Origin of the sequence: Klenkia brasiliensis (assembly GCF_900100695.1) — a bacterium.
GTDB lineage: Bacteria > Actinomycetota > Actinomycetes > Mycobacteriales > Geodermatophilaceae > Klenkia > Klenkia brasiliensis.
This window is the reverse complement of record NZ_FNCF01000001.1, coordinates 1-13394: the sequence shown is the minus strand read 5'-3', so window position 1 is coordinate 13394 and position 13394 is coordinate 1. Positions and strand designations below refer to the sequence as shown.

Annotated in this window: 16 protein-coding genes; 11 read left to right on the top strand and 5 right to left on the bottom strand. The window is 75.3% G+C overall.

Annotated elements, in window-relative coordinates; translation table 11 throughout:
- Positions 1–60 precede the first annotated feature (60 nt).
- The 6 genes from BLT39_RS23180 (at position 61) to BLT39_RS00055 (ending at position 3658) form a co-directional block, all read left to right on the top strand.
- Positions 61–750 (top strand): AzlC family ABC transporter permease, encoded by a 690-nt coding sequence (locus tag BLT39_RS23180; protein WP_091056690.1) that lies wholly within the window; start codon positions 61–63, stop codon positions 748–750.
- Positions 747–1055: an AzlD domain-containing protein gene (locus BLT39_RS00075; RefSeq protein ID WP_091059022.1), complete on the top strand. Its 309-nt coding sequence runs from the start codon at positions 747–749 to the stop codon at positions 1053–1055. The genes BLT39_RS23180 and BLT39_RS00075 overlap by 4 nt, the downstream gene beginning before the upstream one ends.
- 132 nt (positions 1056–1187) lie before the next feature.
- Positions 1188–1397, top strand: coding sequence for a TOBE domain-containing protein (locus BLT39_RS00070; RefSeq protein ID WP_091056689.1), 210 nt, complete (start codon positions 1188–1190; stop codon positions 1395–1397).
- A 26-nt stretch (positions 1398–1423) separates the two neighbouring features.
- Complete coding sequence (locus BLT39_RS00065; RefSeq protein WP_091056686.1) at positions 1424–1741, top strand: CHY zinc finger protein; 318 nt, start codon at positions 1424–1426, stop codon at positions 1739–1741.
- Positions 1742–1761: 20 nt separating this feature from the next.
- The gene (locus tag BLT39_RS00060; protein WP_091056682.1) at positions 1762–2250 is read left to right on the top strand and encodes a hypothetical protein; all 489 of its coding nucleotides are present in this window, start codon (positions 1762–1764) and stop codon (positions 2248–2250) included.
- Positions 2240–3658: an aminotransferase class V-fold PLP-dependent enzyme gene (locus BLT39_RS00055; RefSeq protein WP_091056679.1), complete on the top strand. Its 1419-nt coding sequence runs from the start codon at positions 2240–2242 to the stop codon at positions 3656–3658. The genes BLT39_RS00060 and BLT39_RS00055 overlap by 11 nt, the downstream gene beginning before the upstream one ends.
- 4 nt (positions 3659–3662) lie before the next feature.
- On the opposite strand, the gene BLT39_RS00050 is transcribed toward BLT39_RS00055, so the two are convergent.
- Together BLT39_RS00050 and BLT39_RS00045 are read right to left on the bottom strand one after the other, a co-directional pair.
- On the bottom strand, positions 3663–4220 hold the full coding sequence (locus BLT39_RS00050; protein WP_091056678.1) for a DUF1003 domain-containing protein: 558 nt from the start codon (positions 4218–4220) through the stop codon (positions 3663–3665).
- Positions 4213–5451, bottom strand: coding sequence for a magnesium transporter MgtE N-terminal domain-containing protein (locus BLT39_RS00045; RefSeq protein ID WP_091056676.1), 1239 nt, complete (start codon positions 5449–5451; stop codon positions 4213–4215). Before BLT39_RS00045 ends, BLT39_RS00050 begins: the two co-directional genes overlap by 8 nt.
- A gap of 25 nt (positions 5452–5476) precedes the next feature.
- Between BLT39_RS00045 and BLT39_RS00040 the strand changes: the two genes are divergently transcribed.
- The 3 genes from BLT39_RS00040 to BLT39_RS00030 all read left to right on the top strand — a co-directional run bounded on the left by BLT39_RS00040 (position 5477) and on the right by BLT39_RS00030 (position 8263).
- The gene (locus BLT39_RS00040) at positions 5477–6331 is read left to right on the top strand and encodes a PhzF family phenazine biosynthesis protein (RefSeq protein WP_242658043.1); all 855 of its coding nucleotides are present in this window, start codon (positions 5477–5479) and stop codon (positions 6329–6331) included.
- Positions 6328–7227, top strand: a complete 900-nt coding sequence (locus BLT39_RS00035) for an EamA family transporter (RefSeq protein WP_242658042.1) — start codon at positions 6328–6330, stop codon at positions 7225–7227. The genes BLT39_RS00040 and BLT39_RS00035 overlap by 4 nt, the downstream gene beginning before the upstream one ends.
- A gap of 82 nt (positions 7228–7309) precedes the next feature.
- Entirely contained in the window at positions 7310–8263 is a 954-nt protein-coding gene (locus tag BLT39_RS00030) for an HpcH/HpaI aldolase/citrate lyase family protein (protein ID WP_091056670.1), read from the top strand.
- Positions 8264–8281: 18 nt separating this feature from the next.
- Here the strand turns inward: BLT39_RS00030 and BLT39_RS00025 are convergent, their stop codons facing one another.
- Complete coding sequence (locus BLT39_RS00025) at positions 8282–8641, bottom strand: DUF4190 domain-containing protein (RefSeq protein WP_091056667.1); 360 nt, start codon at positions 8639–8641, stop codon at positions 8282–8284.
- Positions 8642–8767: 126 nt separating this feature from the next.
- Between BLT39_RS00025 and BLT39_RS00020 the strand changes: the two genes are divergently transcribed.
- Complete coding sequence (locus BLT39_RS00020; RefSeq protein ID WP_091056663.1) at positions 8768–9967, top strand: acyl-CoA dehydrogenase family protein; 1200 nt, start codon at positions 8768–8770, stop codon at positions 9965–9967.
- Positions 9964–10566, top strand: coding sequence for a hypothetical protein (locus BLT39_RS22140; protein ID WP_091056656.1), 603 nt, complete (start codon positions 9964–9966; stop codon positions 10564–10566). The genes BLT39_RS00020 and BLT39_RS22140 overlap by 4 nt, the downstream gene beginning before the upstream one ends.
- On the opposite strand, the gene BLT39_RS00010 is transcribed toward BLT39_RS22140, so the two are convergent.
- Positions 10563–12596: a mannosyltransferase YkcB-related protein gene (locus BLT39_RS00010; RefSeq protein WP_091056651.1), complete on the bottom strand. Its 2034-nt coding sequence runs from the start codon at positions 12594–12596 to the stop codon at positions 10563–10565. The genes BLT39_RS22140 and BLT39_RS00010 overlap by 4 nt on opposite strands.
- On the bottom strand, positions 12593–13394 hold an 802-nt coding region (locus BLT39_RS00005), incomplete at its 5' end, for a GtrA family protein (protein WP_207507470.1). The genes BLT39_RS00010 and BLT39_RS00005, both read right to left, overlap by 4 nt.

Below are 13394 nucleotides of genomic sequence, written 5' to 3'. Positions count from 1 at the left end.
CGACCCGCGAGCAGGCCGTTCCCCACTCTACGACCGGCGCCGGACCTAGAGTCCGCGCCTGTGACCGACGACGCGACGGCGGCCCGCCGGGCGACGATCCGCGACGCCCTCGGGCTCGGGGTGGCCGTCGGTCTCTACGGCGCCGCGTTCGGCGCGGCCGCGGTGGCCGCGGGCCTGGACGCCTGGCAGGCGTGCGCGCTGTCGCTGCTGATGTTCACCGGCGCCTCGCAGTTCGCGCTGGTCGGCGTCCTCGGCGCCGGGGGAGGCGTGCTGGCCGCGGTCGGCAGCGCGGTGCTGCTGGGCACCCGCAACACCATCTACGGCGTGCGGCTGGTGCCGCTGCTGCGGCCGCGGGGCGGGCTGCGCCGGCTGGCCACCGCGCACCTGGTCATCGACGAGTCGACCGCGCTGGCGCTGGCCGCGCCCGACCCCGGCAACGCCCGGCTGGCGTTCACCGTGGGCGGCGGGTCGATCTTCCTGGGCTGGAACCTGACGACGCTGCTCGGTGCCCTGGGGGCCGACGCGCTGACCGGCCCGTGGCTGGCGGCGCTGGACGCCGTCGTCCCCGCGGCGTTCCTGGCGCTGCTGTGGCCGCGGCTGCAGCGGACGTCGGCCGAGCCCGGCGCGCAGCGACGGGTGGCCCTCGGTGGCGCGGTGGTCGCGCTGGTGCTGACCCCGGTCGTGCCGGCCGGGGTGCAGGTGATCGCCGCGGTCGCGGCGGTGGCGCTGGCCGGGGGGTGGCGGCGGTGAGCGCCACCTGGGTGGCGGTGCTGGCCGGCTGCCTGGGCTGCTACCTGCTCAAGCTGGCCGGGCTGAGCGTGCCGGCCGCGTGGGTGGAGCACCCGGTCGTGCGGCGGGTGGTGGACTTCGTGCCGGCGGCGCTGCTGGGCGCGCTGGTGGCGGTGCAGGCGGCGACGTCGGGGTCGGCGCTGGTGGTGGACGGCCGGCTGGCCGCGCTGGCGGTGGCCGCGCTGGCCCTGGCGCTGCGGGCGCCGTTCGTCGTCGTCCTGCTGCTGGCCGGGGCCACGGGGGCGGGCGTCGACCTATTCCTGTGAGGTGCGTCGCACCCGGGCCGGAGCTGCGGACGTGCCGCTGACCAGGGCTCCGCGGCTGCGCGGGGCCTCCGGCACGGCCCGGCCCACCCGCCTAGCGTGCCGGGCGTCCCACCCCGAACCCAGGAGGAAACCGTGCGCCTGTCCACCCGCAACCAGCTGTCGGGCACCGTCACCGCGATCGAGATCGGCTCGGTCATGGCCACCGTGAAGGTCGACGTCTCCGGCCAGACCGTCACCGCCGCCGTCACCAAGGAGGCCGTCGCCGACCTCGGCCTGGAGGTGGGCTCGCCGGTCGTCGCGCTGGTCAAGTCCACCGAGGTCATGCTCGGCGTCGAGGACTGAGCGCCGGCCTGATCTAGCCTCGCCGCATGACCGACGTCGAGCTCGGTGGGCGGCTGGTCGACGACCAGAGCCGCTGCGAGCACTACCGCACCGAGCTCGACGTCGTCGCGATCCGCTTCGCCTGCTGCGCGCCCTACTGGGGCTGCCACCTCTGCCACGCCGAGTGCGCCGACCACCCCGCCGTCGTCTGGCCCGCCGACGACCGGCAGGCCCACGCGGTGGTCTGCGGGGTCTGCCGGCACACCCTGGCGGTCGGGGACTACGTGGTCGCCGACGGCTGCCCGCGCTGCGGCGCCCCGTTCAACCCGGGCTGCCGGCTGCACCACCACCTCTACTTCGAATGAGGCTGCCCGACCGGTGGGGGGTGACCGCCGAGGAGGTGGTCCGCCGCTACGACGCCGACCTGCTGGCGCCGGGCGCACCGGGGCGGTGGCTGCGCGGGGTGGACGTCGCCGCCGACCCGGCCACCACCTGGCGGTGGGTCTGCCAGCTGCGCGCGGCGCCCTACAGCTACGACTGGGTCGACAACCTCGGCCGGCGCAGCCCGCGCACGCTGACCCCCGGCCTGGAGCACCTCGAACCGGGCCAGCGGATGGCCGGGCCGTTCCGCATCCGCACCGTGCGGCCGGGGGAGGAGGTCACCCTCGTGGCGCCGGGCGGGCCGGTGTCCCGGGCACTGGGCGACGTCGTCCTCGGCTACGCCGTCACCCCCGGCCCCGCCGGCAGCCGGTTGCTCGGCGTCCTGCGGGTCGGGCGGCTGCCCCGGCCGGTGGACCGGGCGCTGTGCTGGGGTGACCTGGTGATGATGCGCCGGCAGCTGCACGTCCTGGCGGAGCTCGCCGGTGGCCGCTGACCCCCGCGGGCTGCGCGGCGACGCCCCGCTGCTGGACGCCTGGCTGCGCTTCCGCGAGCAGGCACCCACCCCGTTCACCATCCCCGGGCACAAGCAGCGCACCGACCTGGTCGGCGACGTGGTGGCCGGCGACGTCCCGCTGTACGGCGGCCTGGACACCGTCAAGCTCGCCGGCGGCCTGCTCGCCGACGCCGAGGCCCGCGCCGCGGCGCTGTGGGGCGCCGACGTCTGCCGGTTCTCCACCGGCGGCGCCACCCACGCCAACCAGGCGGTCGCGCTGGCGCTGGGCCGACCGGGCGACCGGGTGGTGGTCAGCCGCACGCTGCACCGGTCGCTGCTGCTGGGGCTGGTGCTCGCCGGGCTGACCCCGGTGTGGGTCCGGCCGGACGTCGACCCCGCCACCGGCCTGCCGCTCGGCGTCCCGCCCGCCGCGGTGGCCCGCGCGCTGGCCGCGGCACCCGACGCCGTCGCGGTGCTGGTCGGCGACCCCTCCTACATCGGCACGGTGGGCGACGTCGCAGGGCTCACCGCCGTCGCGCACGGCCACGGCGTGCCCCTCGTGGTCGACGGCGCCTGGGCCGCGCACGCCGGCTTCCACCCCGACCTGCCCCGGCACGCCCTGCAGCTGGGCGCCGACGTGCTGGTCACCAGCGCGCACAAGACGTTGCCCGCCTGGAGCCAGGCCGCGCTCGTGCTCGCCCGGACGCAGCGGGTCGACCCTGCCCGGCTGGACGCCGGGGTCGAGGCCACCGCCACCACGAGCCCTGCCGGTGCCGTGCTGGCCAGCACCGACGCCGCCCGCGCCCTGCTGGCCCGCGACGGCGAGCAGCTGCTGGGCGCCGCGCTGGCCGCCACCCGCCGGGCCCGCGAGCGGCTGGCCGTCGTCCCCGGGCTGGTGGTGCTCGACGGCCCCGGGACCGACCCGCTCAAGCTCGTCCTCGTGCTGCCCGGCACCGGGGCGGACGGCGTCGTGGTCGAGCAGGACCTGCTGGCCGCGGGCGTGCCGGTGGAGGCCGCCGAGCGCGACCTGCTGGTCGCCGTGGTCTCCCTGGCCGACGACGACACCACGCTGCAGCGGTTCACCGACGCGGTGGTCGGCTCGCTGGGGCGGCGCCGCGGGGCGCCCCGGCCGGTGGTGGGCGCGGGTGTCTACGCCGTGGACCCCGAGCAGGTGCTGGCCCCGCGGGAGGCCTTCTTCGCCGACGCCGAGCCGGTGCCCTTCGCCGCGGCCGTCGGCCGGGTGAGCGCCGAGCTCGTGGCGCCCTACCCGCCGGGCATCCCGGTGCTGGCCCCCGGCGAGCGGGTCACGGAGGCGGCGGCCGGTGCCCTGCTCGCTGCCCGGGACGCCGGGGTGCGGGTGGCCTACGCCGCCGACCCCACCCTGGGCACCCTGCGCGTCGTCCGCTGACGACTCAGTCGGCCGCGGCCTCGCGGGCCTGCTGCTCCCGGCGGCGCTTGCGCTCCTTCTTCCGGCGCGCGGCGGCCTCGTCGTCGGGCGGGGCCAGCCGGTCCAGCTCGCCGCGGATGAAGTCGCGGGTGGCCAGCTCGCCGATCGCGACCCGCAGCGAGGCGAGCTCCCGGGCCAGGTACTCGGTGTCCGCGCGGGTCTGCGCGGCGCGGGCCCGGTCCTCCTCGGACTGCACCTTGTCCCGGTCGGCCTGCCGGTTCTGCGCCAGCAGGATCAGCGGCGCGGCGTAGGCGGCCTGGGTGGAGAAGGCCAGGTTGAGCAGGATGAACGGGTAGGGGTCGAACCGCAGCGCCACCCACGCGACGTTGATGCTGATCCAGACGATCACGATGATCGTCTGGATCGCCAGGTACCGGCCGGTGCCGAGGAAGCGGGCGATGACCTCGGCGTAGTGGCCGATGGCGTCGGGGTTGAAGCGCAGGAACCGGCCGAAGCTGCGGGTGCCCGAGGGCTGGTCCAGCTGCAGGTCGGCGCGGCGGGCGGCGTCGGCGCGCTCAGCCACGGCGGGCCCGGTCGCGCCAGTCGTCGGGCAGCAGGGCGTCCATGACGTCGTCCACGGTGACCGCGCCGAGCAGCCGGCCCGCGCCGTCCACGACGGGGGCGGCGACCAGGTTGTAGGTGGCGAAGTACCGGGTGACCTCGGCCAGCGGAGCCTCCGGGCGCAGCGGCTCCAGGTCGTCGAGCACACCGGAGACCAGGGTGAACGGGGGTTCGCGCAGCAGCCGCTGGATGTGCGCCAGACCCAGGTAGCGGCCGGTCGGGGTGGCCGAGGGCGGCCGGCAGACGTAGACCTGGCTGGCCAGGCTCGGGGTGAGCTCCTCGGCCCGCACCCGCGCCAGCGCCTCGGCGATGGTCGCGTCGGGGGCCAGGATCACCGGCTCGCTGGTCATCATGCCGCCGGCGGTGTCCTCGGAGTACTCCAGCAGCTGGCGCACCGACTTGGCCTCGTCGGGCTCCATCAGGCTCAGCAGCCGGTGCCGGTCCACGTTCGGCAGCTCGTTGAGCAGGTCGGCGGCGTCGTCGGGGTCCATCTCCTCCAGGACGTCGGCGGCGCGGTCGTCGTCCAGGGTGCCCAGGATGGTGATCTGCTCGGCCTCGGGCAGCTCGCCGAGCACGTCGGCCAGGCGCTCGTCGTCCAGGTCCGCGGCGACCTCGAACCGGCGCTTGTCGGGCAGCTCCTGCAGCGCGTGCGCGAGGTCGGCCGGCTTGAGCTCGCGGTAGGTGGCCAGCAGGGCCTCCGCGCTCTGCCCGGCCTCCTGCAGCGCGAGCCCGCCGACCTCGTCCCAGGCCACCTGGCGCAGCTGGCCGCGGCGGCCGAACCGGCCGGGCTCGGCCACCGCCAGCCGGGTCAGCGCCCAGTCGCCGGTGCGGGTCTGCTCCATCGAGGCGTCCACGACCACCCCGGGCCGGTCGTCCTCGAGCAGGGTCACCCGGCGGTCCAGCAGCTCGCCGAGCACGAGCGTCTCCCCGGCCCGCTGCTCGAAGTGCCGCAGGCTCAGCGTGCCGGTGGACAGGACGACGGCGCCGGCGTCGATGCGGGTGACCCGGCCCATCGGCAAGAAGATCCGGCGGCGGGCGACCACCTCGAGCACCAGCCCGAGCACCCGCGGGGGAGCGGTGCCCACCCGCAGCGCCACGACGGCGTCGCGGACCTTGCCCACCCGGTCGCCGTCCGGGTCGAACACCGTCAGCCCGGCCACCCGGGAGACGTAGGCGCGCGTCACCGTGGTCACGAACCCGGAGGCTACCGTCGCCCCCGTGCTGTCCTTCGAGGTCGTGGACGTGTTCGCCCCCCGCCCGTTCGCCGGCAACCCGCTGGCGGTCGTGCTGGGCGCCGGCGACCTCACCACCGACCAGTGCCAGGCGCTCGCCCGGGAGTTCCACCTGTCGGAGACGACCTTCGTGACGGCGGTGCACGAGGGCGGCTACGCGGTGCGGATCTTCACCACCGAGACCGAGCTGCCCTTCGCCGGGCACCCCAGCGTCGGCACCGCGCACACCCTGGTCCGGCTCGGCCTGCTCGCCCCCGGGACGGTGCGCCAGGAGTGCGGCGTGGGCACCGTGCCGGTCGAGGTCACCGCCGACGGCGCCCGGCTCACCGGCGGCCCCGTCTCGCTGCGGCCCGGCCCCGACCCGGTGGCGCTGGGCGCGGCGCTGGGCCTGGGGCCCGACGACGTCACCGGCCGGCCGGCGCACCTGGTCGGCTGCGGCCTGGAGTTCACCCAGCTCGACGTCCGCCCCGACGCGGTCGCCCGTGCCGTCCCCGACCGCCGGGCGCTGGCCGCGCTGCTGCCCGCCGAGGTGGGCGGCGGGGTCTCGGTCATCGGCCGCGGGCCGGGTGCCGAGCACACCGTGCGCGTCTTCGCCGGCGGGCTGTCCTGGGAGGAGGACCCGGCGACCGGCTCGGCCGCGCTGGCCACCGGGGTCTGGCTGGCCGCCGAGGGCCTGGTGGGGGAGGGGACGTCGTCCTACCGGCTGCACCAGGGCGCCGCCCTGCAGCGCCCGTCGGTGCTGGACTGCACCGTCGCCGTGGACGGCGGCCGCGCGGTCTCGGCGACCGTGGCCGGCGACGTGCACCCGGTGTCGCGCGGCACGATCGCCGTCCCCGCGTGACGACGACCGACGCCTGGGCCCTGCACCGGCCGGCCGGCCGCGACGTGGCCATCATGGCCGTCGCCGTGGTCGGCATCTCGCTCTCGGGCCCGCTGACCGCGCTGGTCACCGCGCCGGCGCTGGCCATCGCGTTCTGGCGCAACGCGGCCGGCGCCGCGGTGCTGCTGCCGGTGCTGCTGCGGGAGCGCCCGGCGCTGCGCCCGTCGCACCTGGGCAGCTCGGTGGTGGCCGGGCTGTTCCTCGCCGTGCACTTCGCCGCCTGGTTGCCGAGCCTGTCGATGACCTCGGTGGCGGCCTCGATCGCGCTGGTCACCACGACGCCGATCTGGACGGCGCTGGCGGCCCGGCTGTCCGGCGTCCGGCTGCCCGCGCAGGTGTGGTGGGGCCTGGTGCTGGCCATCGCCGGGGCCGCCCTGATCGCCGGGGTCGACGTCACCGTGTCGCTGCGCGCCCTCGCCGGCGACGCGCTCGCCCTGCTCGGCGCCATCGCCGCGGCCGGGTACGTGCTGGCCGGCGCGCGGGCCCGGCAGCGGCTGTCGACGTCGGCCTACGCGGTGGTCTGCTACTCCACCTGCGCGGTGGTCCTCGCCGTCGCCGCCCTCGCGGTGGGCGACCCGCTGGCCGGGTTCAGCGCCCGCGACTGGTGGCTGATCGCCGGCATCACCCTCGTCGCCCAGCTGCTCGGGCACACGCTGTTCAACCTGGTGGTGACCTCGGTCGGGCCGACGGTGGTGGGGCTGGCGATCCTGCTGGAGGTCCCCGGCGCGCTGCTGGTGGCGCTGGTGCTGCTGCAGCAGCTGCCCCCGCTGCTGGCGCTGCCCGGGATGGCCCTGGTCGTCGTCGGCGTCGCGCTGGTGGTCCGCGCGTCCCGCCCGCCGGCCGAGCCCATCACCTGAGGGCTGTGGGGCCGATCACGGAGCCGGTGGTCCCGGCTCTCGTTACTCTCCGGTAACCCAAGAAGTCGATCGTGGAGGCACCGTGGCCGAGCTCCGATCCCGTCGTTCCAACCTCGCCGTCCCGGGCAGCAACCCCCGGTTCCTGGAGAAGGCCAAGGGCCTCCCGGCGGACCAGGTGTTCCTGGACCTGGAGGACGCCTGCGCGCCGCTGGCCAAGCCCGGCGCCCGCAAGAACATCGTGGCCGCCCTCAACGAGGGCGGGTGGGGCGAGAAGATCCGCACGGTCCGGGTGAACGACTGGACGACGGAGTGGACCTTCCAGGACGTCATCGAGGTCGTCGGCGGCGCCGGGGCGAACCTGGACTGCATCATGCTGCCCAAGGTCGTCGACGCCGGTCAGGTGCAGGCGCTGGACATGCTGCTCACCCAGATCGAGAAGGCCAACGGGTTCGAGGTCGGCAAGATCGGCATCGAGGCGCAGATCGAGACCGCGCAGGGGCTCATCAACGTCAACCAGATCGCCTTCGCCAGCCCGCGGATCGAGACGATCATCTACGGCCCGGCCGACTTCATGGCCTCGATCAACATGAAGTCGCTGGTCGTCGGGGCGCTGCACCCGGACTACCCGGGCGACCCCTTCCACTACATCCTCATGCAGATCCTCATGGCCGCCCGAGCCCGCGGCGTGCAGGCCATCGACGGGCCGTTCCTGCAGGTGCGCGACGTGCCGGCGTTCGAGGAGGTCGCCAAGCGCTCGGCGATGCTCGGCTTCGACGGCAAGTGGGTGCTGCACCCGGGCCAGATCGACGCCGCCAACGAGATCTACGCGCCCTCGCAGGAGGACTACGACCACGCCGAGCTGATCCTGGACGCCTACGACTGGGCCACCAGCGAGGCCGGCGGCAAGAAGGGCTCGGCGATGCTGGGCGACGAGATGATCGACGAGGCCAGCCGCAAGATGGCCCTGGTCATCGCCGGCAAGGGCCGCGCCGCCGGGCTCAGCCGCACGTCGTCGTTCACCCCGCCCGAGGAGTGACCCCGCTGCTCGCCGTGGTCAGGGTCCGAAGCTGACCACGGTGAGCAGCGCCCACAGCCAGACCGCGAACAGCAGGGCGTAGACCGTCGTCCCGATCGAGCCGACGACGATCCCGGCCAGCGCCAGCCCGTCGCCCTCCTCGCCGGTGCGCCGGATCTGCCGCCGGGCGGAGACGCCCAGCCCCAGGCCGACCGGCGGGAAGACGAAGGCGAAGACGAGCGCCAGGACGGCGGTGCTGTTGGTGGGCCGGCGCACCACGTACACGGGCGGGGGCTGCCAACCCGGTGGCGGGCCGTACCCGGGCGGCGGGCCGTACGCCGGCGGCGGGCCGTGTGCCGGCGGGTCACCGCGGTAGAAGCCGTCGTCCGGCTGGCTCATGGGTCCTCCTCGTCGGGCCGTGCCCAGGGTCGCACCCGTGTGGTGCACGGCACGCCCGACGCGGCGGTCGGCCCGGCCATACTCACCGGTAACCCGGAGGACACCGCCGTCCGAGAAGGAGCAGCCATGACCCGCTTGGCCCAGACCGCCGACCTGACCGAGGTCCAGACCGAGATCCTCTCGACGGTCCGCCGGTTCGTCGACCGGGAGATCATCCCGCGGGCGCAGGAGCTCGAGCACGCCGACACCTACCCGCAGGAGATCGTCGACGGGATGAAGGAGATGGGGCTGTTCGGCCTCATGATCCCGGAGGAGTACGGCGGCCTGGGCGAGAGCCTGCTGACCTACGTGCTGGTGGTCGAGGAGATCGCCCGCGGGTGGATGAGCGTCTCGGGCGTGATCAACACCCACTTCATCGTCGCCTACATGCTCATCCAGCACGGCACGCAGGAGCAGAAGGAGCGCTACCTGCCCCGGATGGCCACCGGCGAGGTGCGCGGTGCCTTCTCCATGAGCGAGCCCGGTCTGGGCTCCGACGTCGCGGCGATCCGCACCCGCGCCAAGCAGGACGCGAACGGTGACTACGTCATCGACGGCGAGAAGATGTGGCTGACCAACGGCGGGTCCTCCACGCTGGTCGCCGCGCTGGTGCGCACCGACCAGGGTGCGGAGAAGCCGTACCAGAACCTCACCACGTTCCTGGTCGAGAAGCCGACCGGGTTCGGCGAGGTCGTCCCGGGGCTGACCATCCCCGGCAAGATCGAGAAGATGGGCTACAAGGGCGTCGACACCACCAGCCTGGTGTTCGACGGCTACCAGGCCAAGGCGTCGGACATCCTCGGTGGCGTCCCCGGCAAGGGCTTCGCGCACATGATGGACGGCGTCGAGGTCGGCCGGGTCAACGTCGCGGCGCGGGCCTGCGGCATCTCCATCCGGGCCTTCGAGCTGGCCGTGGCCTACGCCCAGCAGCGCGAGACCTTCGGCAAGAAGATCGCCCAGCACCAGGCGATCGCGTTCCAGCTGGCCGAGATGGCCACCAAGGTCGAGGCGGCCCACCTGATGATGGTCAACGCGGCCAAGCTCAAGGACTCCGGGAAGCGCAACGACGTCGAGGCCGGCATGGCCAAGCTGCTGGCCAGCGAGTACTGCGCCGAGGTGACCACGCAGGCCTTCCGCATCCACGGCGGCTACGGCTACTCCAAGGAGTACGAGGTCGAGCGGCTGATGCGCGAGGCCCCGTTCCTGCTCATCGGCGAGGGCACCAGCGAGATCCAGAAGACCATCATCAGCCGGGGGCTGCTCAAGGAGTACAAGCTCAAGGGGTGAGCAGACGCGGGTGGGTCTCGGCGGAGGACGCCGCGGGCGACTGGTGGCGGCTGGCGGTCTTCGACGACGGCTGGGTCGAGCTGCCCGGCTTCGCCCGCGGCCTGTCCGACACCCGGGCGCAGCTCAAGCAGCTGCTGGTCCTCGTGGGTGCGTTCGGGGTGCTGGTGCTGCTGTCGCAGCTGGCCGGCCGGCTGGACGGCGTGGGCCCGCTGTCGCTGGTGCTGTCGGTCGGCGCGCTGGGGCTGCTGCTGTTCTCCGCCGTCCAGATCGCCCGGTTCCGGGCCCGCGACCGCCAGCAGGCCGTCGGTGACCGGGACCAGGCGCTGGCGGCCCGCGCCGCCGGGCGGCGGGTCACCCGCCGCCCGGGTGCGCCGCTGCTGCGCCGGGCGGCGTCGTCGGCGGAGTACGCCGGCTGGGTGGACGGCGTCCGGCGGGTCGGCGCGGAGCAGGTCGGCGCGGTGGTGCTGACCGGCCCCGAGCACCCGGGCCCGGCCGACCCGCTGGTGGTGTCGGTGCTGCTGCAGGACGGGTCGACGCTGACCTACCGCACCCCCGACGGCACCGCCCGCACGCTCTTCGCCCCCTGGACGACGCCCTAGCCGGCGGTCGTCGTCAGGTCGTAGAGCTGGATGCCGTCCACCGGCGTGGCGGTGTAGTGCGCGGCCACCCACTGCGCGATCTGGATGGAGGCGTCCGAGCCGCCCGAGCTGCGGCCCACGGTGCCCCCGACGAACCAGTGGATCCGGCCCTCGGCCACGTCCTGCTGGAACTGGTCGAGGGTGGGGGAGGGGTCGCTGCCGTTGAACCCGCCGACGGCCATCACCGGGTCACCGGTGGCCAGCTGGTACCCGGCCGCGCTCTGCGAGCCGACCGCGGCGGCCACCCAGGTGTAGGCGGATGCGTTGGACCGCAGCGCCGCGACCACCCGCGGGGTCGGGTCGCTGGCACCCAGCAGGTTGCCCCGGGTGCTGACCCGCCCGCTGCCGCCGGGGACGGCGCCGCCGCCAGGGGAGGTGGGCGCACTGGTGGTGGCCACGCCGGCGGTGGCCCCAGGCGGCGGGGTGCCCAGGGAGAAGCCGCCACCGGTCGGGGCGAAGCGGCTGGGGCCGAACCGGCTCGCCGCGTCGGGCCCGGCGGTGACGATCGAGCCGGTGTGCGGGGTGGCGGCGGTCTGCAGCGCGAACGCGGCCGGCCCGCCGAGCGCGGCCAGCACCCCGGCCACCACGACCAGCGCGGCGACCAGCCGCGGCAGCAGCTGCACGACCAGCAGGCCGGCTGCGGCGACCAGCCCGACGACCAGCACGGTCGGGGCGAGCCAGGGCAGGAACCACGGCGTGCGGCCGAGCAGGGCCCAGCCCCACGCGGCGGTGCCGGCCAGGGTCGCGGCCAGGACGAACCGGGCCACCCAGTGCCGGCGGCGGGCCCACAGCAGCGCGCCGCCGATGCCCACGACCGCGCCGATCGCCGGCGCCAGCGCGACCGTGTAGTAGGCGTGGAAGATGCCCGCCATCAGGCTGAAGGTCAGCCCGGTGACCACCAGCCAGCTGAGCCACACCAGCAGGCCCGAGCGCCGGACGTCGGTGCGGGCGGCCCGGCCCAGCGCGAGCAGGCCGGCCACCCCGAGCACCAGGGCGGCGGGCAGCAGCCAGGCGACCTGACCGCCCACGTCGTAGCCGAACAGCCGGCCCAGGCCGGTCTCGCCCCAGCCCAGGCCGCCGCCGACCGACCCGGTCTCGTCGCCGGTGAGCCGGCCCAGGCCGTTGTAGCCCCAGATGAGCTCCCACACCGAGTTGGTCTGCGAGCCGCCGATGAACGGCCGCCAGTCCGCGGGCACCAGCTCGACGACCGCGACCCACCAGCCGCCGGCCACGACCATGGCCAGGCCCGCCCAGAGCAGGTCGACCAGCCGCCGCCGGAACGGGGTCGGGGCGCACACCAGCCAGACCAGGGCGAACCCGGGGACGACGAGGAACGCCTGCAGCGTCTTGGTCAGGAAGGCGAAGCCGATGAGCACGCCGACGCCGACCAGGGTCGCGCGCCGGCCCGACTGCAGGGCCCGCACCACGAGGTAGGCGGCCAGGGTGAGCAGCAGGACCAGCAGCGAGTCGGGGTTGTCGAACCGGAACATCAGGACGGCGACCGGCGTCAGCGCGGTCACCGCGCTGGCCAGCAGCCCCGCACCCGGCCCGGCCACCCGGCGGACGGCGAGGTGCACGACCCCGACGGTGGCCACGCCCATCAGGGCCTGGGGCACCAGCAGCGACCAGGAGCTGAGCCCGAACAGCCGCACCGACAGGTCCATCACCCACAGCGACGCCGGCGGCTTGTCCACGGTGATGGAGTTGGCGGCGTCGGAGGAGCCGTAGAAGAAGGCCTCCCAGCTGCGCGACCCGGCCTGCGCGGCGGCGGCGTAGAAGGCGTTGGCCCACCCGGAGGCGGCGAGGTCCCAGACGTACAGCACGCCGGTGGCGGCCAGCAGGGTCACCAGGGAGGGCCGCACCCAGCGGGGGTCCCCGGCGGGTCCGAGCAGCAGCGTGCGGGCGCGGCTGCGCTCGCGGCGCGGCGCGGTCCTCGCGGGCTGCTCGGGCGGGGGCGGGGCGGCGACGGGGCGGTCGAGGAGGGTGCTCATCGCGCGCTGACCTCCAGGTCCGGGACGACGGCGGCGGTGGCCCGGCCCGCGCGGGGCGTGCGGGTGCGGAAGACCCAGGCCCGGAACAGGACGAAGCGCAGCAGGGTGGCCGCGAGGTTGGCCGCGACCAGGAAGGTCAGCTCGACCAGGCGGTGGGCGTGCGGGTCCCACACGTTCAGCGCCGCCAGGGTGCCGCTGGTCAGGGCCAGGCCGAGGGCGAACACCAGCAGGCCCTGGAACTGGGCGGTGGCGGCCCCGCCGCGGCCGCGGATTCCGAAGGTCAGCCGCCGGTTGGCCGCGGTGTTGGCCACCGCGGTGACCGCCAGGGCGACGAGGTTGGCCGGCTGCGGGTCCATCGTGTGCCGGAGGCCGACGAAGATCGCGAGGTAGGCCAGGGTGGAGACGGCGCCGATGGCGGCGAAGCGGACCAGTTGTCCGACCAGGCCGGTGGGGACGCCGTCGAGGGTGGGTTCGACGAGGGGGCCGCGGCCGATCTGGGCGCGCAGGTCGGCCAACGGGAGGCGGCCGGTGGTGAAGGCGCGCCACATGCGCACGATGCCGGCGAGGTCGGCGCGGGCGGTGGAGACGATGTGCACGCGGCTGTCGGGGTCGTCGACCCAGTCCACGGGGACCTCGGCGATGCGCAGCCCGGCGCGCTCGGCCAGGACCAGCAGTTCGGTGTCGAAGAACCAGCCGGTGTCCTCGACCAGGGGCAGCAGGCGGGCGGCGACGTCGGCGCGGATGGCCTTGAAGCCGCACTGGGCGTCGGAGACGTGGGTGGCCAGGGTGCCGCGCAGC